Source organism: Streptomyces adustus, from assembly GCF_009377175.1.
GTDB classification, from domain to species: Bacteria; Actinomycetota; Actinomycetes; order Streptomycetales; family Streptomycetaceae; genus Streptomyces; species Streptomyces adustus.
On record NZ_VJZD01000003.1, the window covers coordinates 19971 to 44267 of the forward strand.

Here is a 24297-nt window from a genome sequence, read left to right on the forward strand (position 1 = left end):
AATGGACCACCTGGTCCATCGTAGGGGGCGTGCCCTTGCTCGCCGACCGCGCCGGCACGGGCGCGTCCTCGGTGCGGTGGCGCCTCACCGGAGGAGGGTCCCCGGGCTTGCTGTAGCCGCACCGGCGCCGGTCGTCGTCAGGGGATGATGCTGCTCAGCACGCCGCCGTCGACGCGGAGTGCGGCGCCCGTGGTGGCGGAGGCGCCGTCGGAGGCGACGTAGCGGACGAGGCTGGCGACCTCTTCGGGGCGGATGAGCCGTCCCAGGAGCGAGGTGGGGCGTTCCTCGGCGATGAAGCGGCGTTCGGCTTCCTCGAAGGGGATGTTGTCGCCGACACGGTCGGCGATGAACACCTCCACACCGGGGGTGAGGGTGGGGCCTGGCAGCACGGTGTTGACGGTGACGCCGGTTCCCGCGACCGCCTGGGCGAAACCGCGGGCGACGGCCAGCTGGGTGGTCTTCGTGGCGCCGTAATGGATCATTTCCTTCGGGGTGTTGATGGCCGATTCGCTGCTGATGAAGACGACGCGGCCCCACCCGCGCCGCATCATGCCAGGAGCGTAGTGGCGGGTGAGCCGGACACCGCTGAGCACATTGGTCTCGAAGTAGCGGATCCATTCCTCGTCCGTGATCTCGAATGCGGGTCTCGCCTCGAAGATCCCGGCGTTGTTGACGAGAACATCCACCTCCGGCACAGCATCCGTCAGGACGCGGACACCATCCGCGGTGCTGACGTCGGCGGCGACAGCGCGGATCTCACTGTGTGGGGCCGTGGCGCGGATGCGTTCGGCAGCGGCGTCGGTGCGCTGGGGATCACGGCCGTTGACGACGACGTCGGCTCCGTCGCGGGCGAAGGCGGCGCAGATTGCCTCGCCGATGCCGGAGGTGGAGCCGGTGACGAGTACGGTGCGGCGGGGTGCTGTATTCACGGCAGTGTCCTCTTGGGCTGGTGGACGTCGTCCGGGTATCCCGAGCTGCACCGGGTGCTGCTTCGACCTCGGCGAACAGCCGGCCGGGCCGCCCTTTTGCGGGGCAGCCCACGTGTGGTGACGCTAAAGCGCCGCAGCCAGGGACGCATCCCGGACGAGGGGGCGCGCGGGCGCTGCCTTGATCACGCTGCCGGTCGGCAGCCAGCCCGGTCCGAGGACACGTATCGCCCGGTCCGGACCGGGCCGGTGTGGCGGTTTCCTGCACGGACCGACCGGCTTGCACCTGCATCGCGAACGAGCGAGGCCCGATGGGCCCGGGCACTTCGAGGGCCGACGCCACGGCTGACTGCCCTGGCCGTGGGCGCCGCCCGCCTGGAGCGGTGCCGCCATCCTGTCACCGAGGAGGCCGGCTCCGTACGCAGAAACGACCTCCCCGCCACCGGGGGTGCTCCCACTTCTCGCCACCATTCACGTGCTCCTTGGGCAACGCGTGATGCCGAAACCCACCAGCAAGCGCTCTCACCCGAAACCGGCGCAGCCGCCGCGCACGTGGCTCGCCGTCCGCCGATTGCTTCAGCAGGCACGACGCTGCCGGCTGACGGATTCTGGAAGGACCCGCGCCCCACGCGTCTGACATGGGTGAGCACAAGACATGACTTCCAAGACCTCTGGTACACGTTCGCGGCGAACCGGACAGACTGTCTGCTCAGATGTCATGCGGACTCCTCTGCGGGACTTCCTGCGCACCGAGACGGGCAGTGCTGTCGTCCTGGTGGCCGCAGCGCTCACCGCATTGGTGTGGGCCGGCGCGGCCCCTGCGGCGTACGAGCACACCTGGGGCACGGTGCTGTCCGTCCGGGTCGGCTCCGCCGGTGTCGGGCTGGAACTGCGCGAGTGGGTCAACAGTGGCCTGATGGCGCTGTTCTTCTTCGTCGTCGGTCTGGAGGCGCGCCGGGAGTTCGACATGGGTGAGCTGCGCCAGCGCCACCGCCTCACGCTGCCCCTTGTCGCGGGCGTCATGGGCATGCTCGTTCCCGTGGCGATCTTCATGGCCTTCGCCGCCGGGCACGGTGCCGGACACGGGTGGGGCACGGCCATGTCCACCGACACCGCCTTCGTGCTGGGGACCCTGGCGCTCCTGGGCGATCGGCTCCCGGGCACTCTGCGTGCCTTCTTGCTTACGGTGTCGGTCGTCGACGACTTCGTCGCTCTCGGTGTCATCGCCTTCGTCTACAGCGGCCACCTCTCCTGGCCGGCCCTGCTGGTCGCCATGGCCACGTTCGCGGTGGTGCTGCTCCTGCGCAGGGCCGGGGTTCGTCACGGAGCGCCCTACGCCGTCCTTGCCGCAGTCGTATGGGTGGCCCTGCTCGAATCCGGCATCGACCCGGTCGTCACGGGGCTGATGTTCGGCCTGATCACCTACGCGTATCCGGCGTCACGCAGCGATCTGGAACACACCACCGGGCTGTTTCGGCTCTTCCGGGAGCAGCCCACCCCCGAGCTCGAGCGTTCCCTGCGCCAAGGGCTGGCGACGGCGATATCTCCCAACGAGCGCCTTGAGCAGCTTTACCACCCTTGGTCGAGCTACGTCATCGTCCCCCTGTTCGCCCTTGCCAATGCCGGCATCCACGTGCCCTTGAGCGGTCTCGTCGACAGCCTTGCCTCTCCGATCGCGCTGGGTATCGTCGTCGCCTATGTCGTCGGCAAACCGCTGGGCATCACCATCGCCGAGCTGCTGACCACCCGGCTGAGCCGGGGGCACCTGCGTCCCCAGGTGGGCTGGGGTGCCGTCCTCGCAGGTGGAAGCGCGGCCGGTGTCGGGTTCACGGTTTCACTCCTGATCGCCGCCCTCGCCTTCAGCGGCGAACAACTCACCCAGGCCAAGATCGGTATTCTCGCGACAGTGCCCGTCTCCCTGGCGCTCACCTGGATGATCACCACCCTGGTCCACGCCCTGCCCCAGGGCACTCGGACCCGTGCCCTGCTGGGCACGGGCCAAGGCGTCATCGACCTCGCCGTACCGGTGGACTGGGAGCGTGACCACGTGCGGGGCCCCCGTAATGCCTCGGTTTCCGTAGTCGAGTACGGCGATTTCGAATGCCCTTACTGCGGTCAGACCGAGCCGGTACTGCGCCAGCTTCTCGCCGGTGCCGGAGATGTCAGCTACGTCTGGCGGCACCTCCCGCTCAACGACGTACACCCCCACGCACAACTGGCAGCCGAGGCCACCGAAGTGGCCGCTCGCCAGGACGCCTTCTGGGAAATGCACGATGTCCTCCTGGCCCACCAGGGAGATCTGCGGGTGGAGGATCTCCTGCGCTACGCCGGTCAGCTGGCACTGGACGTGCACCGCTTCGAAAACGACCTGCGTGCCCACCTGGGTGCCGCACACGTGGCTGAGGACATAGAGTCCGCCGACCTCAGCGGGGTCGCGGGCACACCGACGTTCTTCGTCAACGGCCGCGTGCACCGCGGTCCGTATGATCTTGCCAGTCTGACCGACGCGGTCTACAAAGCCCGGGACCGTGCCGCCGTGTCGGCCTCTTGACCTGGGCCTGTCGTGGAGCCTGCCGGGGCATCGTGACGGACGGAGCCGGCAGACAAGCTTGGACGGTGACCGACCCGGCGGCGGCTGCCTGTTACCGCGGCCGCCACTCGGATGTCCTGCGCGTAGTCAGGCGACGTTTTTGCGTCAACCGCTCGACCGGCGAACGAGACAGCTCATGACCGGCGGAGGCCCGGACGGCAACCACCTCCTGCCGTGGCCTCCGGGGCGCCGGCGTCTCCCCGTTCAGCGAAGACCGCGCTTCTCGCGTTCGGCTTCGATCAGCTTCCCCATGAGTTCCTCCGGGTCCACCGCGCACTCGGCGTCATCGAGGGCGTCGTAGTCCTGGGTACTGAGCGGTAGGCCGAGCCCGGCAAGTTCGGCGGCCAGTTGTGTGAACGCGATTCGCTCGTCGGGCTCGTCCTGGTAGTTTGCCTGCTCGGCGGCGGATCCCTCGGTCAGGGTGAGGCCGGCCAGGCTCCGGAAGGTGAACTCGGTGTCCAGCTCTATGACGTGCCAGGCACGGTCGGCGGGTTCGTCGGGGTGCAGCCAGTAGCCGGTCCACCCGTTTCCGTTCTTCGCCACGAACTTGGCGTACTTGGCCATCTGCGCGGCTCCGGCGTTGACGGCCTGCATCTCCGGGTCCGCGAGCTCCTTTTCGCTCTGATAGCTGGTGTCCAGGAGCGGGTGGACCTCTCCCGCCTCGAAGAGTTCGAGGTCGAGAAGGCGGGTGAAGTCGGTGCGGCCGTCCCACTGCGCCACCAGCAGCACGCGCAGATCGTCGGGTATGGGACGGCCGTCCAGCCGCTCGCGGGAGAACTCGGCGAGCCGTTCGTCGTACATACGCCCTCTCCAGAGGCTGAAGCAAGATCCTCGCGACAACGTAACAGCAGGGTCTGACAGTGAGGATGACCCTGGCGTCGTGCGGGGTCCGACTTCGGGTCTGACTGACGCTTCGGCTGTCCGTCTGTTGAATTGTCGGCCGCCGGGCGACGCCACTGCGTGTGCCCGCGGGTGTCCGTGACCTCATCGGAGCTTGGCCACCGGCCTCATCACTGTCTTGTCCGTCGGCCCGGGCAGCGCACGCTGATCCGGTACCCATACGGAAGGACGGCAGAGCCGAGCATGACAGCGCCAGAGATAGCGGTGTCAGTCGGAATCGACACGCACACGGACGTCCATCGGCTCGGCCGGAGCCGGATCACGACGCCGACGGGTTGCCGTCCGTGTGATCGGGATCGAGCGACACGGCCGCGGTCAGCCGCTCGACGAATGCCTGGAAGTCCGCAGCCAGCGGGAGCTCCGTGCTGTCGTCCACGTCGAACCACGTCACGGAAGGCTCCCCGTCCTTCCCGCACCCCCGGTAGTCGAGAGCAATCCAGCAGTGACCATCCCCGGACAGCAGAACCAGGGGCGAGGGCAGACCCCACTCCTCGACCAAGTAGGCCGTGTCCAGCAAGGACACCTGTCCGTCGTGACGACCGATGCCCATCATCTCGTCGAGCGGAACATGATTCTCGCTCCACGACGTCGGGACATCGGTCGGGAACGCGTTCCACGCGTCCGCCACCACACCGCCGTTCTGGACCCACAGGATCTCCAGCAACGCAGCCGGCAGGCGGACACCGAGCTGACGCTCGGCGTCCTCAACGACCGCGTCGGTCAAAGGTGGCTGAACCCCATACAGCCCCTCGCCCCAGAACGTCGCCTTGACCTCGTCGAACCCCGCCACGAACGCATCCTACGGACCCCACTCACGGGCTTGACGATCTATGGGAGCTTCAAGAGGTCGGGCTGGCTGCGTAGGTGAGACCGGACAGCGCGCGCAGGCGGTTTCGGAGAGCGGTCCGGGTCTCCAGCCCTGTGGAATGCTGCCGAGAACTGGCAGCAGGCAGTTGCGTCGGAGCCTCGGTGACGTCAAGCAGATGTTGACCGTAGGCTCTCGGCGAAAGGGCAGGTGCGGTGGACATCACGGTGCAGTGGATCAAGACGTCCTGGACGAAGCAGTCTCGGGGCGGGGAAGCCGCTGCCCGCAGGAACGCGGCGCCGGTCGGTTTCTCATTGCCTCAGATGCCCTCTGGGTTTGCCCACTTCGTCCAGATGTCCGAGCCTGACGGCTTCGAGCCGCGATCGAGCCGGAAAGACCTCCGGGAGATCGGTGTCGGCCTGCGGGACGAAGGCGATCGGCTCCGAGTGCTCGCTCGTGTGGAGCCGCTCTTCGGGTTGCCGCCTCGGCCGCGCAGGCCGCCGGCAGTTCGGCTGCTTCCCGGGCAGTGGGTCCGCTGGCAGTTGAACTACCGGTTCAGCAGCGCGCTGGGAATCCGCGGTTGGTCGTACTGGCTCGACACGTTCAACATCGCTTATGGCCCCGTCGACGGGGATGTCTTCCTGTCGGAGCCGACCGTGATCGTCGATGAGTGCGGGCCTGTTCGATAGAGCAGGCGGGCTGCGCTCGGACGGCTGCGAGGTGGGAACGGAATGCGGGACGTGGTCCAGGCGCTGCGCGGTGAAGTCCAAAGCCCCGGCGGCCGCCGACCCTGTCAGGTACGCAGGATCGCCGAGCGACTGAGGGGTCTTCGGTCCGGTGCCCCGCTGGATGAAGCTCTCAACGGATGGGGGGATCTGTGCGCGAACGCGTCGGCACCGTGCACGGTGCGGCGGTGTTGATCGATAGGTTGCCGGTCGAACCGCGGTTCGTGTGCGACCGCCTTGGCGCGCGCGTCTCGTTCTGGTGTCGAGGGGGGCAGGGATGACGTGGTGGGAGAACGATCCGGTGTACCAGGCGGTCGCGCAGGCGTTCGTGGGCAGGGACCCCGAGGAGCACGCGGGCGGTCCGCTCGATGTTCGTGCGGTGCTGGCGTCGCTCTCCCGGGAGGCCAAGGACGCGTTCGCGTACGACGACGTCCCGTGGGGCCGCTTTCCCCGCGGCCCGCAGATCCGGGACGACGTGGCGCGTCTGCGTTGCGACGACGCCGACGTGGTGTACCGAGCGTTGCGAGGAGTGAACGGGGAACTGGCCGACAGCGCCTGGTCGGTGGCCGCGCTGGCGGTGCCGTTCCTCCTGCGCGTCGCGGCTGACCCAGGCGGTCATTGCCGCGCCTACGCGCTGGAACTGGCGGCGGGGATCGTGCAGTGGACGCCGGGGCCCGGCCGGTGCACCCGCGAAGAGCTGCTGCGCGTCACCGACGGTGGGAGGCGCTACGAACCGAGCGGCTACTTCGGGACCTGGGGGATCGAGGCAGCACGGGACGCGATAGCCGCGGACGCAGACCTCGTCATGGCCCTGCTCGACGACCGCGACCCCCAGGTGCGCGTCGCGGCCGCCTATGCGGCGGTGGTCGCGTCCGGGCGCATCGACGACATCCGCGGCGCCTTGCACACGCGTCTGCGTGCCGAAGCCGATCCCGCCGTGCGCGCCGGCCTGGTACTCGCGATCGCGCAACTGGCCTACGAGCACGCCGACCCTGCGCGAGAGGCATGGGCCAAGGCATTGTGGTCCGACCCCGCGATGCCGCCCGCGGTCCGGGTGAGCGCCGCGCTGGGGTGGCTGTGCCTGACGGATACCCCTGTGCCGGACGTCCTGTGCGCGGTACTGGACGCGTGCGCTACCGACGAGACGGCACGGCTCATGGAACCGCTGCCGTGGATGCGCGCGGCCGACTACGGCGGCGACACGGGACTGCGACGCTGCCTTCGCGGACTGCTTCGCCCCGAGAGCATCGAACCGCAGTGGGACGACCCCTGGAGCTCGCCCCCGGCGCTCACCTGAGCCGACAACCCGGGGCATGCAGCAACAGGGGCCGCCGGCACGGTCGGCTGCCTCGCGGGCTTCCAGCTCCTCGAACAGCGAGTCCGTCTGCCACTCCTCCTCGGCCACACCGCAGGCAAGCCGCGGGCACCGGCCGCGCAGACCCGTGGTCCCACGACCACGGTCCGCCCGACGCTGCCGTAGCAACATCCCGACCGCGGCAGGGACTTCATGGTCAGGTTCCCGGTCAGCGTCGTCCGCTTTCCTCGTCGGTGTCGTCGACCGTCCAGCCCCCCAGGGAAACCATCCTCATGAGGGGTACCGCGCGCACCACCGCGTCGGCCTGGGGAGTGACAGGCCCTTGTCGCGCGTTGCTCGACCTGCTCAGCTTGTGAAGTGACTTACGGTTGGAGTAGGCGTTCGCTCGTGCTGCTCTTCGCGGTCTCCGCGGGAGTTCCGGTGGTGCTCGTCCTCGGAGCCGTCACGGGTTGGATTCATTCAGTGATGGGCGCACCGACTTGGACGTCGTGGGTGATCGCGGCTCTGGCAGTCCTCATCGGTTGGCCGCTTGCCTGGTTCTCCACCAAGCCTGGTATCAGGAGCGCGACGAATCTCCTGCTGAGTGCCTACCGGCGTGACGGACTGGAGTATGTCGAGCAGAGTTATCTGTCCAGGTTGGGGCCGTACAGGGCTGGACTTCAGCTGTTCAACCTCGCCCTCGCACTTGATCACGCGGGCGATCAAGACGGCGCCCTCGAGGTCTATCGGCGCGCGGCGGACCACGGGTCTCCGCCGGCCATGGTGAACCTGGCGTATTGGCTGAGCCAACATGGTGAACAAGACGAGGCACAAGAGTGGTACCGCCGTGCAACGGAGGCTGGTTACAAGCGAGTTCCGCCAGGAGCGGGGGAACGGTGAGCAAGAGACGGGCGGACGCCTGGCATCACGAGCACTCTGATGTACCCCGGCTTACGTGATCGACTATGACGAATCCGGCAGTCCCACGGTCCGGGTGGGAGACCCTGGACCGCGTCCCGTCCACCTGCTCTTCTCCGAGCTGACGCGCCCGTACGACGACGAACCGACGCTCGACTTCCTCATCAAGGCACGCGGCCGGTGGGTGAGTGTCGAGACCTCGGTGCGGACGTGGGACGGCGATGGCCTGCACAGCTTCCTCTCCTCGCTGGCCGAGGACTTCCGGGGCTGGGAGGGAGCGCGCACGTGGCACTCGTCGGAATACGACCTGACGATCTCGGCGGAACACCAATCGGGCGGCCACGTCCAACGGGCGGGGGCTGGCCGCCCGGCAGACCGGACGCAGCCCCCGCCTCGGCCTTTGGCGGTCCCTCCGGCACTGAAGCACGGGCTGGAGCCTGATCCACGACCGCTCCCACGAACGGTCGTCTGTGCGAGCGGGGGAAGACTGCGATCTTGGAGGCAGTCTGCCCTACTCGTCGTTCCCGTCAGACACTGAAGCGTTCGACGAGCCTTCTCATGGTGTCGAAGGCGGGCTTGGGGGAGTAGTCATCGGTGGTGAGCCCGAATTGATGGAACAGCCCCGTTTCGGCGCTGTCGGCATCTCGCAGCGCAAAATGCGTGTAACCGCTCAGGTGGAGTTGCTTCGACTGGGTGGCGATCACATTCACCACGGCCTCGACGACGTCAGCCTGCCGGTGCGGGGGGCGTTCGGGTCCGGTAGGCCAGCCGTGCTCGGTGATGTGCAGCGGCAGGTGTCCAAGGCCCGAGGGTGCCAGTACCGAGTCACGGTGATGACGCAGCAGTGCCTCGACCGTGTGCGTGAGGTCGGATGCGTCGACGGGCCGGAAGACGTCGGGAAAGAAGTCCAGGCCCACATAGTCCAGATCGGCGATGAAGTTCTCTCCCCCGAAGCCGGTCAGGTCAGTGACGAAGGAGGCTGCAGGCCCGAAGAGCGGGGTGGTGTTGAATCCGACCCGCAGGTCTGTGTACCCGAGTTCACGTGCTCGCGCCTTGACGGCGTGAACCCCGCGGACGATCGCCTCACGCACCGCCGGGTAGTAGCCGTCCAGTGTCGGGTTCGACGTGACGTTGGGCTCCTCCGTCACCTGCAACGTGCTCGTCACCGCGCCGTACTGCTCGACCAGCTCGCGCAGGAAGGCGCAGTAGCCGTCGACGTCTCCGGCCGGGGACTGGTACTGCGCCACCAGGTCCAGGCGGCGCCCCCGGACGGCGTATTGGACCGCGGCGGCCGGCGCAGCGGTCGTATGCGGCCTGCCGAGGCGGGTGGTGTCGTCGAAGCCTGTGTAGGCGCGTACCAGGAACGGGCGGCCCGGTCGGCCCTGGAGGCGGTCGAGCGCGCTCGACACCAGGGCCGGGTCATCGGGCGGCCCGTCGGCCAGGCCCCCGGTGTCGTCACCGGCGACTCCGCCCGGGTAGATCCCGAAGAGCAGGCCGTCATGCGCGGTCCGTGTCATTCGTTCGATCCCTTTCGGTCCTGCGTCACAGGGGGAAGCGGTGCGCAGTCTTTTGCCGCACCGGTCGGCGACGTCAGCGCACCGGTGCGCAGGTCGTCGATGACCGAGCCGATCCATGTCTCTTCGGCGCGAGCGAGGCACAACGCGTATTCAGTCTCGATGACGTGCAAGCGCGGCACGCCGGTCGCCAGGGCTTCCGCGAGGCGTTCTTCATCGGCGGCCGTACGTTGCCGAAGGCGTCGGGCACGCTCGGCCAGGGCCTTCTCCGCGCCGCTCACCCCGAGGGCGCCGAGATAGGTGACTGCACCCAGGAACTGCGTGAACTCGCGTTCCGGGTTGCGGATCTGGAAGTCCAGCCGTCGTACGAGTTCGTGGCGGCCCTCTTCCGTGAGTGCGTAGACGGTTCTCTCCGGACGGTTTCCCGAACGCTGGCGGCCTTGTGAGGCAAGCCATCCCGCTTCGGTCAGGGCGGCGACGGTGTTGTAGAGCGTGCCTCGCGTGATCGCGGCCGCGTGGTTGTCGCTGCGTCTTCGCAGTTCGGCAAGCATCTGGTGCGGGTGCGAGGGCTGTTCGAGCAGGAGGCCCAGCACGGCCACAACGATCGGGTTGTCGAGAGCGCGACGCGGCATAGTCGAACTCTAGCAGTCCAAATAAACTATTAGCGGTCCTGTGAGAACCGGAGCCCCCGTCGACGCCGCCACCCGACACACCCGCCTCTCAGGCACGCTGCAAGAGTTCGGGGCCGCGCTGCGCGCCATCGACGGTCACGCGACATCACCGCTGTGGCCACGTCATTCCCCAGGCGGTGAACCGTTGCCTGCATGGATAAGCGGTCAGGGGCTGAGCTGTGGCGGCGCGGGCAGCGGCCCAGGTGCCGCGGTATGGGCGAGCGCTCAGCAGTGGATGGGTGCGCACGCGGTGGACGGTGGGGCGGGTGATCTCGGGGTGCTCCTCGTCGGGCGGCGCCGTGGTGGCCATCCACGTCCGTTCCTTGCGAGTGCTGAGGAACCCCTCCAGCACGTCGATCATGCTGAGGGCGCGGAGGCGGTGCTCTGCGGGCGTACTTCTCGTCCGCGTTGCGCGGACGGGGACAGGACGGCAGGCGCATCTTGATTGCGTTCGGCGTCTACTTGGGCGGCCAAAGGGTTCCTGAAGCGGTCGGCAATCGCGTCCTGACCGGCCCAGATGCCGCCACGATGAGAAGCGGTGGGCCAGACCGGTGGATCTCCGGGAAGGCCGTCCCTGCGCGAACATGCTGCTGACGCATGACTCCTCGTCTTTTTCGGGTGCTCGTCTCCGCGATCACGCTCGTGAGAAACGACTTCCTGTCACACGCGTCGAACGGGCGGGGGCGGCCCCGCCAGGCGCGCGGAGAGGCGGGAAGCGAATGACAACGGACGACCGAGAACTCGTTGCGGAGTTCCGTGCTGGGCAGTACCAGGCCGGCGTGCAGCTGATGGAGCAGAACTGGAGCGCTCTGGTCGAGGTGGCGCGACCCACCTTGGGGGGCAATTGGCACGATGCCGAGGACGCCGTTGGCGACGCGCTCGAGGCGATGGCGCGCAGTGCGGACACGATCCGTAATGTGCGTGGCTGGCTGCGATCGGCTGTCAGGAACAAGGCAGTGGATCAGGTCCGCCGCAGGTGTCCGGAGCCTGTGGCCGAAGTGGAGGAGCCGCCGTCCGCCCAGAGCGGTGGAGAAGCGCTGGTGGATGGGCGGTCTGCCGTTCGGTCCGTCCTGCAGGCCCTGGGCGAGACGGAACAGCGCGTGATGGCGAGGTTCGTCGACGACCGGACCGCGGGTCAGCTGCTCAGTCAGCACGCGAGGGCACTGGGCATGGATCTGTACAGGGAATACAAGCCGGCATTGTCCTGTGCGCGGCGGCAGGCCGACGAGGCGTTGTTCCTGGTGCAGTTGCTGCAGAAGGACCCGCCGTGCCGGGAGTTGCTGCTCACATGCCGCATCACGCCGGGTCAGCAGGGAGCGCAGGTGAAGTTGAGCCCCCAGGACCGAGAAGCCGGTCTGGGGCACATCGGGCAGTGCGAACAGTGCGAAGCCTATCCGGGCATTCGCGATAAGAAGCACCGCTGGCTGGGGGTGGGGTGGTTCGCACCGTCGCCGCAGCTGTACGACCGGATCCGTGAGATCTGCGACGCGCAGCGCCTGCGGACGGAGACGGAAAGGCCACGTCGGCAGACACCGAGGAACACCCAAGCGCCTGACACCGATGCCCATCAGGGGTCCGTCGGCGGTGGAGCATTCCGCGCCACCGGATGGGACGGGGCGCCGGAGGCAGTCACCCAGCCTCGTCGTCGGCCTGGCCATCGGAGCGGAACTGTTCTGGCGGCGAGTCTCCTCGCGGTGGTCGCAGCCGCCGTGGCCGCCAACAAGAGCGGGGCGAACATCGCGTTGCCCGACATCAGCAACATCCCGGGAGTGCACGCGATCGCCGGGTCGGGGGGAACAGGAGAAGGGTCGACTTCTGGCACCACCGGCGGCACCTCCGGTGGAAACGATGGCAGCACCGCTGGCGGAACCTCCGGCGGTGCCACTGGCGGGAACCATGGCGGCACCTCCGGCAGCACCACGAGCGGAACCTCCGGGGGGAATGACGGTGGCACCACGGGCGGTGGCACCTCCGGCGGCACCACGGGCGGGAATGTTGGCGGCGCCACTGGCGGAATCTCCGGCGGAAACGATGGCGGCACCTCCGGTGGCACCACTGGCGGCACCTCCGGCGGCACCTTCGGTGGGAGTGATGGGGGCACTTCCGGCTCCAGTAGCGCAGGGAACACCACCAGCGGCACCGTCGGTGGCACCTCCGGCGGCGAGACCGCTGAGGACACCACTGGTCCCAGCGTCAGCCTGGCCGGCGTCAGTGCGGAGCAGGTGGGGCAAGAGCTCCTGGAAGGGGGGCACTTCGTGCAGGTGTGCGGCCCGGCAGGTACGCCCTCGACCTTCAGCGTGTGGGTGACGGTATCGGATCCGTCCGGGATTCAAAGCGTGCAGCTCACGGTTCATCATCCTGACGATGCGGCGTTCACGACAGGCAGCTGGGTCATGGACGGTGGCAAGGCGCGCTTCGATGTTCCGGCGTACCGGAGCGAGCCCAAGGCAGAGAACACCGTGCAACTGCAACTGTCGGTCGCGGCCACAGACACACTCGGCAATCGAACCGATGCCGATTTGAGGTCGCTGGCCCTGCGGGAGTGCGGAGAACCGGGCTGAGGAGCCACATCACCGAAGCCGTGTTCGGGCTTCGCTGTTTCAGCACCCGCGAGCCCGGGGGTGCCTGCATGTCCGACGGTTCAAACGGAACGGGAGTCGGCGCGCGGCCGGGCTCTTCTGGCGCGCCGGTATCAGCCGTGTACGAGTTCTTGATGCACTTGCTGCGTGATTCCCTGCCCGAGTTCGTCGGCAGCCTTCTGTCGACCACGGTGCTTGCCACCGCGGGCTGGAGCGCGAAGCAGATCTGGAGCCGGAGGCAGCCCCGACAGAATTCGGTCGGTGCGTCGCCTCCCGCCGACAACGACAGCAGCGACCGGGAGCCGGCCACATGAGCGCTCGGCCGCGGTCGGCGGGACGATGCAGGTGCCGGCAATCGCGGGGGTTCCGGCGTGGCACGCCTGGCAGGTGCCGAGGGTGCGCAGCGGTACTTGCGCAGCGCACTTGTTCGTCAGCTGCTGTGTGCCTGGGCGAGAAGGCTCGTCGGCCCCTTCTGTGTGGCCCTGAGCCGCGGGATATTCACTGGTCGAAGCCGGGCCCGTACGGGATGCTGCACGCGTGATCGAGCGAGAGGCCGCCGTTCGGGCTGTCGAAGAGCAGTTGGAGCGCGACTACCAGCAGTGGCGGGCTGTGAGCGCGGACGCGGTGAGGACGGTTGTGCTCCATGTCGAGGAGCACGAGCTGGTGTGGATCGTCTGGTGGCAGTCCGAGGAGTTCGCACGTACTGGGGAGTGCATGCTGCTCGGCACTGGGCCGTATCTGGTCGACCGTGTCGACGGAGGACTGCACGAGATCGGCATCGTCTCTGCGAAAACCGGAGCGTGGGAGGACGACTACCGAGCCCGGATACGTGGGCTGCCGGTGCGCACGGCAGTGGACGATCTGCACGATGCGCTGTGCGCGGTCGCCGCTACGCGCGGACGTATGCACGCTGTGCGGACACTGCGTCAGAGGCTGCCTGTGTTCTCGCCTGCGGAGGCCATCGAGTACGTGAGCGCGTTGCTGGAGGGTGATGCGCCCGCGAGCCTGGTGGCCATCGTCACCAAGGAACTCGTGGAGCCTGTCAACCCGGCACTTGCGGCGAATACCGTTCTGAGCGGGGCAGCGATCCGAGCAGGTCAGAGACCCGAGAGATGACTGGAAAGCCAGTCGCCCTGCCGAACACGCGGATACGTCTTTCTGGACGCCACCCACCGCAAGGCGGGGGTGAGCCACCGGATCGTCTCCCAGGCCGTGGTCATAGCCACCGATCTCCGCGACCGGGCACTTCGAGATCCTTGGGCTGATGGTCGGCGGCAGCGAGCCGGAGGCGTTTCTGAACGTGGCCGAATACTCTGAGTGACCATTTGCGCCGGCTGTGGCAAGGGTCGGGACCGCCACCGAGGCCCTCAGTGGCGGTGACACGTACACGGCACAGATCACGGCGAAGCTCTACCGGAGCGACCCGGTACGGCAGTTGTGGGCCATGGGTGAACCGGGCGCCGGGTGGACCTTCCGGGGCCTGCTGTCGGCCATCGCCGCCCACCTGGGACGGTCGGCTCCTGGGTCCGTATCAGTCGCGGGAGTTGCCGAACAGGATGCGGTAGCCGATCAGCAGCACCAGGGAGCCGCCGATCGCCGCGCCCCAGGTGTAGAGGTCGAAGAAGTGCTTCTCCACCGGGCGGTCGAGGAAGCGGGCGGAGAGCCAGCCGCCGATGAAGGCGCCCGCGATGCCGATCAGGGTGGTGCCGATCATTCCGCCCGGGTCGCGGCCGGGCAACAGGATCTTGGCGATGGCACCGGCGAGCAGGCCAAGGATGATCCAGCTGATGATGCCCACGATGTTGTCCTCCAGACGGGCCGGGCCGGGCGGAGTCCGCCGGAGGCCAGTGGCGCTGATTGCTTGGTTGCGCAATCCTATGAACTGCTCCCAGGCAGGACCAGTGCCTACGGTGAGCCGCAGGTGAGTCGTTGAGGTCCTGTCACACATTCATGACATTGCGCAAGCTGCGAACTGTCCGAGTCCTCGACCAGGAGGCACAGGCACTGAGCCGGCCCGCTACGACCTGGCGACCGACGGTCCGGCGAATGATCCCGCAGTCGGTGCGGTGCGGTGCGGCCGGTCTCGTCGGCGGCGCCCTGCTGAACGAGGCGTTCGACGACGAACCCGACGTGGTGGTCAACCACTACTACGAGGACCGACCACGGCGTTGCGCCCCCGGCCCGGCCGTCCTCCGGGGAGGACGGCCGGGCGTCTCCTCGGCGCGCGAACGCCGAGGATTCGGACACCTACACTGTGTGGGCGTAGGGGTGTCGGCTGTGAAGTGGGCGGGACGGGAGAGAACTGTGACGGGGAAAGCGGCTGGTTTCGAGGATCCGTCCGCCGAAGTCCTTGCCGAGGCGGCCGCCACGTTCGGGCTCCTCGCCTCCTCGGCCCGGCTGCACCTGATGTGGGCTCTGTCGCAGGGAGAGAGCGACGTCACGCACCTCGCCGACCGAGTGGGCGGCGCCCTGCCCGCGGTCAGCCAGCACCTGGCCAAACTGAAGCTCGCCGGACTCGTGCGTTCCCGCCGCGAAGGCCGACGACAGGTCTACTACGTCGACGATCCGGACATCGTCACCGTGGTGCGCGTCATGGTCGGACAGCTGACCGCACGTTCGCAGCACGCCTTCGCACCGGTGCGCGAACTGCGTGGAACCGTTGGCTGAGACCACCGCGGCCCCGGGGCAGGACGCCGAGGCACTTGGCCCGTCGGCGGTATTCGTTCACCACGAGGCTGCCCCACCCGCACCCTCCGCGCCGACAGTGCTGGAGGTGCTGCGCGGACTGGACAGCGGCCCGCGCGGCCTGACCGAGACGCAGGCCGAGGAGCGGCTTGCCCGGCTGGGCGAGAACACCGCCCCGGCCCGATACCAAGCCTCCTGGCCGCAGCTGTTCGTACGCAGTCTGCGAGATCCGTTCACGGCGGTACTGGGGTGCCTGGGTCTGGTGTCGGCAGCCGTGTTCGCCTGGGGCACCGCCTGCGTGATTCTCCTGCTCGTCGTGGTGAGCTGTGTGCTGCGCGCCTCCGGGGAGAATCGAGCCGACCGGTCCACGGCCGCGCTGCGTGAGCTGGTCGCCACGACCGCCACCGTTGTGCGGCGAAACGATGCGGAAGCTGCCTCGGTGACCCGCGAGGTACCCGTGGCCGAGCTGGTGCCCGGTGACGTGATCCGGCTGGGGCCGGGCGATCTGGTGCCGGCGGATGTACGACTGCTGCGGGCCAGCGGCCTGACCGTGCACCAAGCCGCGCTGACCGGAGAATCCGCACCCGTCACCAAATCCGCGGATGAGCTGCCTCGCGTGCGAAGCGTCGGGGTGTTCGAGCAGCCGCAGCTCTGTTTCCAGGGCAGCAGTGTGGCCTCCGGCAGTGCCTCCGCAGTCGTCGTCGCGACGGGCGCCCGTACCCGCTTCGCCGCCACGCACGAGCGCGCTGCCGTTCGGCCGAGGGCCAGCGCCTTCGACCGTTCCGTCCAGGGCATCTCCTGGATCCTCATCCGGTTCATGCTGCTGACTCCGCCGCTGGTGCTGATGGCGAACGCGGCGCTGCGAGGCCGCGGGCTGGAGACGCTGCCATTCGCCGTGGCTGTGGCGGTCGGGCTGACCCCGGAAATGCTTCCGGTCCTCGTCACCTTGTGCCTGGCTCGCGGCGCCTCACTGCTGGCCCATGCCCACGGGGTGATCGTCAGGCGGCTTCCCGCCCTGCACGACGTCGGTGCCGTCGACGTGCTGTGCCTGGACAAGACGGGCACCCTCACCCAGGACCGGCCGGTCGCCGACCGCGCCCTCGGCCCGGACGGCGAGGACGACCCCGACGTTCTGCACTGGGCCGCCGTCAACGCGTGGTGGACCCTCCAACTCGCCGACCTGCCGGAACCCGACGCCCTCGACGAGGCGATCCTGGACGCGGCCGACGAGGAGGAGCTCACGGCGTACGACGGGGTCGCGGCCGTCCCCTTCGCGCCCGACCGTCGCCTCGCCACCGCAGTGGTCCGCACCCCGCGCCGACTCGGCGCACACACCCTGATCGTCAAGGGAGACGTCCAAGCGGTCCTCGAACGCTGTGCACTCGCGGACGACGAGCGGGAACGGCTGCATGGCCTCGCCGCCCGGCACGCCGACAACGGAGTGCGCGTCCTGGCGGTCGCCACCGCAGAGCGTTCCGCCCGCGGGCGCGACTACACTGCGGCCGATGCGCGCGGCCTCACCTTCCGCGGCCTGGTCACCCTTCGGGACGAGCTCGCGCCCACCGCTGCCGACGCGCTCGAGGTCCTCACGCACCGAGGTGTGACCATCAAGGTCCTCACCGGCGACCACCCGGGAACAGCCGTCCGCGCGTGCCTCGACCTGGGCATCGCCGTCAATGAGCACGCCGTGCTCACCGCCGACCGCGTCGACACCCTCACCGACGCGGAACTCACCGAAGCCGCCGCTCGTACGACGGTCTTCGCGCGCTGCACGCCGGACCACAAGGCCCGGATCACCCGGGCCCTGCAAAGGGCCGGGCACACGGTGGGTTTCCTCGGTGACGGCGTCAACGACCTGCCGGCCTTGCGCGCCGCCGATGTCGGGATCGCCCCGCGCGACGCCGCCGACGTGGCCCGTGAGGGCGCCGACCTGGTGCTCGCGGAGAAGGACCTCACCGCGATCGCCCATGCCGTCGCCGCGGGCCGGTACGCAGGCGGCAACATCGCCACCTACCTGCGCATCACCCTGTCGTCCAACCTGGGCAACGTCCTCGCGATGCTCTCCGCGGGTCTTCTGCTGCCCTTCCTGCCCATGCTTCCGGCACAGGTCCTGCTGCAGAACCTGTGCTTCGACGCCGCCCAGCTCGCCTTCGCCCACGACCGCCCCCACCCCGCGGTGCTGCACCGGCCGACCGTGCTGAACCCACGCCGCCTCCTGCGCTTCATCACCGGGTTCGGCGTGCTCAATGCCGTCGCCGACCTCGCCACCTTCGGCGTCCTCGCGCTCGCCCTGCACGGGCCGGGGACGGGGGACGACGAGGCAATGTTCCACTCCGGATGGTTCACCGAGAACCTGCTCACCCAGGCCCTGGTGATGGTTCTGCTGCGGGCCGGGCGCCGCAGCGCCGAACACCGCAGGCCGAGCCCGGTCGTCTGGGCCGCGATCGCCCTCGCCGCCATCGGACTGGCGCTGCCCCTCTCACCGCTCGGGCCGATGCTCGGTCTGACCGCCCTGCCGGCCGTGTACTACCTGCTGCTCACCGCTGTCCTTGCCCTTTACACCGCAGGCCTCCTGGCGGCCAGGGCGCGTTACGCGTCACGCGGCGGCAGCGGCCCCGCGTGGATCACGGCGCGGTTCGGACGGAACACGCACTGACCTTGTCCTTCGACCGCTGGGCTCCGGTCCCTCGTGAAAACCCGGTCGCGTACGCTGCCTCCACACCCCGAACCCCTACCGGGCGATCCCTCCGTCGCATAGTGCATCCTTGACGCGTTCCCGCAGGTCGGCGTCGGTCGACGGCGCGAAGGTGATGACCGGGCCGGCTCAAGGGGGTATGCCCTGCGGCACCGTACCGGCTCGTAGGAAGACATCTTGGCTCGGGAGGCGGTTCCCGTGAGATGCCTCACCTGTGAATCGTGTGCGGATCAGTGCTGCCCTGCTCATAGATTTGCTAGATTGCGCAACTACGCAACCGATGTGGGGTAGCAGCCCTGCCGGTACACCGCCGCTGACGCCCGGCCGCACACCGACGGGCGGCCTGGCAGGCCCTACCGTTCATGGGAGTGGGAGATGAGCGACCCGTGGGACGGCTCGGGCGGCCCGGCGACGCGCAGCCGCACCGCTCGGGTTCCCGGACAGCGTGCGGCCGGAGCGGACGGAGCGCGCCCTCCCCGTGGCACGCCGTCGAGGCGCCGGGCCCGTCCGGTACGGCGCGGCAGGCGGGCGCTGAAGATTGCCGGGATATGCCTGTCGCTCCTGGTGCTGGTCACGGCCGGGGCCGGCTGGTGGTTCTACCAGCACCTGAACGACAACATCAACAGCGTGTCACTCGACGGAAAGGGCGGCACGGAGGAGGCCGACGCGTTCGGCCGTACCCCGATCAACGTCCTGGTGATGGGCTCGGACGGGCGGACCAACAAGGCCGACTGCAAGCTCGGCGGCGGCTGCTCGAAGACCGGGGTGCAGACCGGCAGCAACGCGGACGTGCAGATGGTGGTGCACATCTCCGCCGACCGCTCCAACGCCACGGTGATGAGCATTCCCCGCGACACCATGACCAAGGTCCCGGCCTGCAAGGACAGTGAGACCGGCCAGTCCACGTCCGGCTACTACGGCCAGATCAACAGCGCGCTCCAGTACGGCCCCGCCTGCCAGGTGGCCACCGTCCACCAGCTCACGGGCATCCCCATCGACCACTTCGTCAAGCTCGACTTCTCCGGCGTGGTGAAGATGTCCGACGCGGTCGGCGGCGTCGATGCGTGCGTCAGCGACGATGTGTACGACACGTACTCGCACCTGAAGTTGTCCAAGGGCAGTCACACCCTCAAGGGGGTCGCGGCCCTTCAGTTCGTCCGTTCCCGGCACGGGTTCGGCGACGGCAGCGACCTCGGGCGCACCGTCTCCCAGCACATCTTCCTCAGCGCCATGATCCGCAAGTTCAAGAGTGCGGGCACGCTCACCGACCCCGCCGCCGTCTACGACCTCGCGGACGCCGCCACCAAGGCGCTGACCGTGGACGACGGCCTGGGTACCGTGAAGAAGCTGATCGGGCTCGCCACCGACGTGAACAAGGTTCCGGCGGAGCGGATGACGTTCACGACCATGCAGACGGCCCCCGACCCGACCGACAGCAATCGTGTGGTGGTGGGAGAAGGCGCCCAGAGTCTGTTCGCGACCATCGCCCAGGATCAATCGCTGACCACCGACCCGGGCAAGAAGTCCACGGCGGCCCCCGCGACGGCCAAGGCCACCGCCTCGGCCGTGCCGGCGTCCCAGATCGCTGTGACGGTGGAGAACGGCACGGACATCACCGGGCGCGCCTCCGCCATCGCGACCGCGCTGACCGGCAAGGGCTTCAGCTCCGGTACGACCACGGCGAATGCGCCGAGCCCCGCTGCCTCCACCACCCTCACCTACGGTGCCGGGCGGAAGGCCGAGGCCCAGACGCTCGCGAAGGCGCTGGGCCTGCCCGCCTCGCACCTCACGCAGGGCACGGGCAGTGGTCTGACCCTGGTGGTCGGCAGCGACTGGCCCAGCGGCACCAGCTACCCGGGCAGCTCGTCCTCGCCCGCCGACACGAAGACGGCGGTCTCCAACGCCCACGTCCAGACCGCCGACCAGGCCAAGACCTGCGCCAAGGTCAGCCCCTACAAGACGGTCAGTCTCAACGGCGTCGCCATGACACCGGCCCAGGCGTACGCGGCGGCGAGCACCAAGCCCGATTCCGACGAGTGAAGCCGCCGAACGCCGCACCAGGCCGCCCCTGCTCGGCGCACCGTCCCCATCGACGCGTGACGGTGAGTCGCGACCCTGCCCAGAATGCGGGCGGGACCGCTGGCCGCCCCGTCAATGCATCGTGTCATCGGCGTGTGCCGCACCCGGGACAGAAGGCCGCGCCGTCCGGTACGACCGTGGAACAGGATTCGCACTGGGTGGACCGGGCCAGTTGATAGCCGCACCCGGAGCAGTAGGCGGCTCCGCGAGTCTCGGTACGGCACTGCGGGCAGACCAGTTGCCGGGGCCTGCCGGGGTCGAAAGCCTGGCCTGCTTGTTGCCCGGCGGCGTACGCCTGCTGTGCGGCCATGTCGTTCAGGCCGCGCTGCTGGGCTGCCATGGCTTCGGCCGCGGTGTCCGGGGCGCAGTGCAGACACAGTCCCTGCGCCGCGTTCCAGCATCGGCCGCACACCTGGTTCGTGCAGCGGGCGCAGCGGTTGAAGTGCCCCTGGGCGTTGCTGATCGCCCGGTCGAAGGCCTGGTCGCGGGCTTGCCCCCAGCCGGCCCCTGCGAGCCCGTCGGCCGCGGATGTGACACCGCTGCCGCTACTGCCCAGCAGGCCCCAGGCCAGGTCGGTCCCCTTCCTCAGCCAGCTGGCGGCCCGCTCGCCGGTGTACGCCTCGAACGGTGAGCGCCAGGTGTCCTGGCAGCGATAGCAGGAGAACTCGAACTGGAATCCGGCGCCGGTCCCGCTGCGCTGGCACAGGTCCCGGTAGTTGTTGCTGAAGTAGATCTCGCCGTTCACGTGGTCCCCCCACCGTTCGGGCCGTCGGCACACTGTCCAACGACGCAGGCGGCAGACTACTGGTTCTCGCCACCGGCCAGGCATCCAGTCATGGATTTACGAGTTGCGCAACAGTGAAGTTTCAGCAGTGCCGGGACCGCGGGACGTGAGGTCCCTCACGGCGTTGCTTGCGGCGCGCCGGCACGGCATCCGGCATCCAGGTGATTGTCACCCACGCCAGTGCCCAGGCGCGCCCCTTGGCCGGCCGGGTCTCGCCCAGAGCCTCAACTTCTGTGCCGACAGTGTGCCGGACGGTTTATGGGCCACGCGCCCCTGACCGCGCCTCATGGTTGTACAGTTGCGCAATGTAGCAATGGAGGCAGATGGCGTGCGGCTCCTGATCGTACCGCTGCCTGGCGAGAAGAAAGGGGCGGGCGGGATGCTCCGCAACGGACTGGAACCGTGGCACCTGCTGATCGTGGCCGTCGTCATCATCCTGCTGTTCGGCTCGAAGAAGCTGCCTGACGTGGCCCGTGGGCTGGGCAAGTCCATGCGTATCCTCAAGAGTGAGGCCAAGGCCATGAAGGAGGAGGGAGCCACGCAGTCCTCCTCCGGGCAGGCCGGGGACGAGGCCGCCGAACCGGCGCCCCGGGTCATTCAGGCCGCGCCCGGCGAAACCGAGACGGCCCGGCCGACGGCGGAGAACCACGCCGCCCGCTGACGCCGTGCGCCGAGCACCTCAGGGGCTGGCGATGTCGTAGCCGTATCGCGGCGGTTCACCGGTCACACCGTGGTTCCGACGGTAGAGGTGCCCCTGGCGGAGCGGTTCGGCCCCTACCCCGAGCCGTCCCGTGCGGTCGTCGTCCGGCGGCCATGCAGGGGGACGTTCCTCCGTGGGCGCTGACGGCCTTCGGCCTGCGGTGATGCAAGATCGCCAAGTGATGCGGGGCCCCCACCAAGTCAGGGGGTCCCGCATCGCTGTTCAGGGCCGTCCGTGGGCTGGGGCCGGGACGGCATAATGCGCCCATGGATCATGTGACGGCGCGGGTGTTCGTCGATTCCTGGCTGACGGCGTGGAACGCGCACGATGTGGATGCTGTGCTGGCCCATTTCACGGACGGGGTGACGTTCCGGTCGCCGGTGGCCGCGCAGTTGCTCGGCGGTGACGGAGTGATCCGCGGCAAGGTCGCGTTGCGCGCCTACTGGCAGGAGGGGCTGCGGCGGATTCCCGACCTGCGGTTCGAGTTGGTGGGCAGCTACGTCGGCGTGGACTGCCTGGTCATCAACTACCGCAACCAGAAGGGCGGTCTGGTCAACGAGGTGCTGGTCTTCGACGGCCCGCTCGTCGTTGCGGGATACGGCACCTACCTCGGCGAGGACGCCAACCCGGCCGGAGCCCGCTGAGCTTGTTGTGAACCACCGGACTCGGACAGCACCACGGACATGATCGCCCGGATGGGCATGAGCGGGACAGGATGGTGGCCTTCGGCCAATGCCCCGACTGTCAGGACACTTTGCTCGTTGATGCCGCGCTGGTCGGCGGCATTGCATTCGTCGTGCTGCGGGTTCGGGCACGTGCCCTGCCCGCGGACAGGGCACGCTTGGGTCCGTTGTCACGACGGCGTGGCGCGATGTTGAACACGGTCACGCCGGTGACGATGAGGGCGAGGGCGGCGCTCACGCCGGGGGTGATGGGCTCGCCGAAGAGGGGGATGGCGAGGAGAGCTGTCAGAACGGGGCTGATCGCGCCGGCTGTTGCGGCAAGGGTGCTGCCGAGGGCCCGCACCGCGTAGGCGTAGCACAGGGCGGAGAGCAGTCCTGTGCCGATGCCCTGGAGGCCGGTGAAGAGCACAACGTCGGAGATGTCGGCGGTGCCGGTCATGAGATGTGAGGGCATGGCGGCGGAGGCGGCGAGCAGGGCGGCTGTGATCGCGGCGGGCGTGCACACGGCGAGTACGACGCCGGTGAGACCGAGCCGCGTCTGGCGCAGGCCGATCGTGTAGATGGCCCAGGCGTACCCGGCGGTGAGGAGAATGCCGATGCCCGCGGTGGTCGCGGTGGACGTCGTCTGCATCGCAGTCGCTGCGATACCCGTGGTGATCGCGGCCAGGGCGATCAGGCGCCGGGAGGAGATCCGTTCCCTCCACCGGAGATACAGGATCACGGTGACGAACAGCGGGACCGTGCCGGGGATGAGGAGACCGATGAACGCGGCGGAGGTCAGGTGTCCGCCGAGTTCGGAGAGGAGGAAATGCGGCAGTCCGCCGATGCCGAGCATGAGCAGGACACCGACCCGTTCGCCACGCAGCGCGCGGACGGTACGCGGCAGCCACGGCGCCAGGATGACGGCGGGTGTCGCGAAGCGGAGAAATGCCACGTCGATCGGGGTGAGGCTGGACGAGCTGATCCCCCTGACCGTCAGGGCGAACGAGGACCACAGAACAACCGCGGCCGCGAGAGCGGCCACTCCCATCAGCCTTGCACGCATCTGATTGGCCATGACCAACTCCTTCCATCCCGGCTCGACAGCGAGCAATTTTAGGAAGATGGATGCGGCAGGCGATTGCTAATCATGCCGCCCAGGTGGCCTTCTCTGGCAGAATCTGCCACATGGTGACCTTGGATGACATCGACCGGCACATCCTGCTCGAACTCCAGCGAGACGGCAGGCTCACCAATCAGGAGCTGGCGGATCGCGTCGGTCTCTCGCCGTCACCGTGTCTGCGGCGTGTGCGGCTCTTGCAGGAGTGCGGCGTGATCAGTGGTTACGCGGCGACCCTCTCCCAGGACGCGCTCGGGCTGTCGATCACCGCCTTCGTGCGGATGACGCTCCTCGCCCATACCTCCCAGGTCGTCGACGCCGTCGAGGACAGGCTCCGCTCGATCCCCGAGGTGGTCGAGGCGTACCTGCTGGCCGGTGACGACGACTACCTCGTCAAGATCGTCATCGACTCCTTCGCCGCGTACGAGGACCTCGTACGGCGAGAGCTGCGAACCCTCCCGTCACTGTCCTCGATCAAGACGACATTCGCCTTCGCCGTCACCAAACCGCCGTCGCCACTGCCCATCCCTTGAGCCGTGCACCCTCACCGCCGTGATCACGGTGACCACCGGATCGGGGGCCGGAGCATCCGGTGCACGCTGAGCGGACGGGCCGCGAGCCCGCCGGCTTGTGTCTGCATCAGGTCGTCG

General features: G+C 68.6%; 22 protein-coding genes and 1 pseudogene. 15 read left to right on the top strand and 8 right to left on the bottom strand.

Annotation, left to right across the window (positions count from 1 at the left end; all coding sequences use genetic code 11):
• Positions 1–137: 137 nt before the first annotated feature.
• Positions 138–929 (bottom strand): SDR family NAD(P)-dependent oxidoreductase, encoded by a 792-nt coding sequence (locus tag FNH09_RS01385; protein ID WP_162467968.1) that lies wholly within the window; start codon positions 927–929, stop codon positions 138–140.
• Positions 930–1581: 652 nt separating this feature from the next.
• Here FNH09_RS01385 and nhaA point away from each other — a divergent pair.
• Positions 1582–3477 (top strand): Na+/H+ antiporter NhaA, encoded by a 1896-nt coding sequence (nhaA, locus tag FNH09_RS01390; protein WP_152884224.1) that lies wholly within the window; start codon positions 1582–1584, stop codon positions 3475–3477.
• 243 nt (positions 3478–3720) lie between these two features.
• Here nhaA and FNH09_RS01395 read toward each other — a convergent pair whose 3' ends face one another.
• Positions 3721–4317 (bottom strand): hypothetical protein, encoded by a 597-nt coding sequence (locus tag FNH09_RS01395; protein WP_152884226.1) that lies wholly within the window; start codon positions 4315–4317, stop codon positions 3721–3723.
• A gap of 358 nt (positions 4318–4675) precedes the next feature.
• Positions 4676–5206, bottom strand: a complete 531-nt coding sequence (locus FNH09_RS01400; RefSeq protein ID WP_162467969.1) for an SMI1/KNR4 family protein — start codon at positions 5204–5206, stop codon at positions 4676–4678.
• A 230-nt stretch (positions 5207–5436) separates the two neighbouring features.
• Between FNH09_RS01400 and FNH09_RS01405 the strand changes: the two genes are divergently transcribed.
• The 4 genes from FNH09_RS01405 to FNH09_RS48045 all read left to right on the top strand — a co-directional run bounded on the left by FNH09_RS01405 (position 5437) and on the right by FNH09_RS48045 (position 8696).
• Positions 5437–5910, top strand: a complete 474-nt coding sequence (locus tag FNH09_RS01405; RefSeq protein ID WP_162467970.1) for a hypothetical protein — start codon at positions 5437–5439, stop codon at positions 5908–5910.
• 313 nt (positions 5911–6223) lie between these two features.
• Positions 6224–7243: a hypothetical protein gene (locus FNH09_RS48040; protein ID WP_238426367.1), complete on the top strand. Its 1020-nt coding sequence runs from the start codon at positions 6224–6226 to the stop codon at positions 7241–7243.
• Between the two features lie 405 nt (positions 7244–7648).
• Positions 7649–8140 (top strand): tetratricopeptide repeat protein, encoded by a 492-nt coding sequence (locus tag FNH09_RS01415; RefSeq protein WP_152884229.1) that lies wholly within the window; start codon positions 7649–7651, stop codon positions 8138–8140.
• 94 nt (positions 8141–8234) lie between these two features.
• Entirely contained in the window at positions 8235–8696 is a 462-nt protein-coding gene (locus FNH09_RS48045) for a DUF6228 family protein (protein ID WP_338017432.1), read from the top strand.
• On the opposite strand, the gene FNH09_RS01425 is transcribed toward FNH09_RS48045, so the two are convergent.
• Both FNH09_RS01425 and FNH09_RS01430 read right to left on the bottom strand, forming a co-directional pair.
• Positions 8686–9675, bottom strand: coding sequence for a hypothetical protein (locus FNH09_RS01425; RefSeq protein WP_152884231.1), 990 nt, complete (start codon positions 9673–9675; stop codon positions 8686–8688). The genes FNH09_RS48045 and FNH09_RS01425 overlap by 11 nt on opposite strands.
• A complete protein-coding gene (locus FNH09_RS01430) occupies positions 9672–10304 on the bottom strand; it encodes a PadR family transcriptional regulator (RefSeq protein WP_152884233.1) in 633 nt (210 codons plus the stop codon). Before FNH09_RS01430 ends, FNH09_RS01425 begins: the two co-directional genes overlap by 4 nt.
• Before the next feature lie 758 nt (positions 10305–11062).
• Between FNH09_RS01430 and FNH09_RS01435 the strand changes: the two genes are divergently transcribed.
• The 4 genes and pseudogenes from FNH09_RS01435 to FNH09_RS48050 form a co-directional block, all read left to right on the top strand.
• Positions 11063–12904 (top strand): RNA polymerase sigma factor, encoded by a 1842-nt coding sequence (locus FNH09_RS01435; RefSeq protein WP_162467971.1) that lies wholly within the window; start codon positions 11063–11065, stop codon positions 12902–12904.
• Between the two features lie 137 nt (positions 12905–13041).
• On the top strand, positions 13042–13236 hold the full coding sequence (locus FNH09_RS01440; RefSeq protein WP_152884237.1) for a hypothetical protein: 195 nt from the start codon (positions 13042–13044) through the stop codon (positions 13234–13236).
• A gap of 223 nt (positions 13237–13459) precedes the next feature.
• A complete protein-coding gene (locus tag FNH09_RS01445) occupies positions 13460–14038 on the top strand; it encodes a YrhB domain-containing protein (protein WP_162467972.1) in 579 nt (192 codons plus the stop codon).
• A 33-nt stretch (positions 14039–14071) separates the two neighbouring features.
• Positions 14072–14216: pseudogene (locus tag FNH09_RS48050) on the top strand (transposase); the annotation flags it as partial.
• 237 nt (positions 14217–14453) lie between these two features.
• Here FNH09_RS48050 and FNH09_RS01450 read toward each other — a convergent pair.
• On the bottom strand, positions 14454–14720 hold the full coding sequence (locus FNH09_RS01450; protein ID WP_162467973.1) for a GlsB/YeaQ/YmgE family stress response membrane protein: 267 nt from the start codon (positions 14718–14720) through the stop codon (positions 14454–14456).
• Between the two features lie 506 nt (positions 14721–15226).
• Between FNH09_RS01450 and FNH09_RS01455 the strand changes: the two genes are divergently transcribed.
• The 3 genes from FNH09_RS01455 to FNH09_RS01465 all read left to right on the top strand — a co-directional run bounded on the left by FNH09_RS01455 (position 15227) and on the right by FNH09_RS01465 (position 20342).
• Positions 15227–15589, top strand: coding sequence for a metalloregulator ArsR/SmtB family transcription factor (locus FNH09_RS01455; RefSeq protein WP_162467988.1), 363 nt, complete (start codon positions 15227–15229; stop codon positions 15587–15589).
• The gene (gene mgtA, locus FNH09_RS01460) at positions 15582–18263 is read left to right on the top strand and encodes a magnesium-translocating P-type ATPase (RefSeq protein ID WP_152884242.1); all 2682 of its coding nucleotides are present in this window, start codon (positions 15582–15584) and stop codon (positions 18261–18263) included. Before FNH09_RS01455 ends, mgtA begins: the two co-directional genes overlap by 8 nt.
• Positions 18264–18677: 414 nt before the next feature.
• Entirely contained in the window at positions 18678–20342 is a 1665-nt protein-coding gene (locus FNH09_RS01465) for an LCP family protein (RefSeq protein WP_152884244.1), read from the top strand.
• A 124-nt stretch (positions 20343–20466) separates the two neighbouring features.
• Here the strand turns inward: FNH09_RS01465 and FNH09_RS01470 are convergent, their stop codons facing one another.
• Positions 20467–21126, bottom strand: a complete 660-nt coding sequence (locus FNH09_RS01470; protein ID WP_162467974.1) for a double zinc ribbon domain-containing protein — start codon at positions 21124–21126, stop codon at positions 20467–20469.
• A gap of 418 nt (positions 21127–21544) precedes the next feature.
• Between FNH09_RS01470 and tatA the strand changes: the two genes are divergently transcribed.
• Positions 21545–21826 (top strand): Sec-independent protein translocase subunit TatA, encoded by a 282-nt coding sequence (gene tatA / locus FNH09_RS01475; RefSeq protein ID WP_152884354.1) that lies wholly within the window; start codon positions 21545–21547, stop codon positions 21824–21826.
• A 305-nt stretch (positions 21827–22131) separates the two neighbouring features.
• Entirely contained in the window at positions 22132–22509 is a 378-nt protein-coding gene (locus FNH09_RS01480) for a nuclear transport factor 2 family protein (RefSeq protein ID WP_152884248.1), read from the top strand.
• 100 nt (positions 22510–22609) lie between these two features.
• Here FNH09_RS01480 and FNH09_RS01485 read toward each other — a convergent pair whose 3' ends face one another.
• Positions 22610–23605 carry a DMT family transporter gene (locus FNH09_RS01485; protein WP_152884250.1) on the bottom strand — a complete coding sequence of 332 codons (996 nt, stop codon included), beginning with the start codon at positions 23603–23605 and terminating at the stop codon, positions 22610–22612.
• 110 nt (positions 23606–23715) lie between these two features.
• On the opposite strand from FNH09_RS01485, the gene FNH09_RS01490 reads away from it, so the two are divergent.
• Complete coding sequence (locus FNH09_RS01490; protein ID WP_152884252.1) at positions 23716–24180, top strand: Lrp/AsnC family transcriptional regulator; 465 nt, start codon at positions 23716–23718, stop codon at positions 24178–24180.
• Positions 24181–24297: the final 117 nt, after the last annotated feature.

Coding starts and splice junctions, on each gene's coding strand:
- nhaA (WP_152884224.1), top strand. CDS start 1,582: ATGACTTCCAAGACCTCTGGTACACGTTCGCGGCGAACCGGACAGACT.
- FNH09_RS01395 (WP_152884226.1), bottom strand. CDS start 4,317: ATGTACGACGAACGGCTCGCCGAGTTCTCCCGCGAGCGGCTGGACGGC.
- FNH09_RS48040 (WP_238426367.1), top strand. CDS start 6,224: ATGACGTGGTGGGAGAACGATCCGGTGTACCAGGCGGTCGCGCAGGCG.
- FNH09_RS01425 (WP_152884231.1), bottom strand. CDS start 9,675: ATGACACGGACCGCGCATGACGGCCTGCTCTTCGGGATCTACCCGGGC.
- FNH09_RS01430 (WP_152884233.1), bottom strand. CDS start 10,304: ATGCCGCGTCGCGCTCTCGACAACCCGATCGTTGTGGCCGTGCTGGGC.
- FNH09_RS01435 (WP_162467971.1), top strand. CDS start 11,063: ATGACAACGGACGACCGAGAACTCGTTGCGGAGTTCCGTGCTGGGCAG.
- FNH09_RS01465 (WP_152884244.1), top strand. CDS start 18,678: ATGAGCGACCCGTGGGACGGCTCGGGCGGCCCGGCGACGCGCAGCCGC.
- tatA (WP_152884354.1), top strand. CDS start 21,545: ATGCTCCGCAACGGACTGGAACCGTGGCACCTGCTGATCGTGGCCGTC.
- FNH09_RS01480 (WP_152884248.1), top strand. CDS start 22,132: ATGGATCATGTGACGGCGCGGGTGTTCGTCGATTCCTGGCTGACGGCG.
- FNH09_RS01485 (WP_152884250.1), bottom strand. CDS start 23,605: ATGGCCAATCAGATGCGTGCAAGGCTGATGGGAGTGGCCGCTCTCGCG.
- FNH09_RS01490 (WP_152884252.1), top strand. CDS start 23,716: ATGGTGACCTTGGATGACATCGACCGGCACATCCTGCTCGAACTCCAG.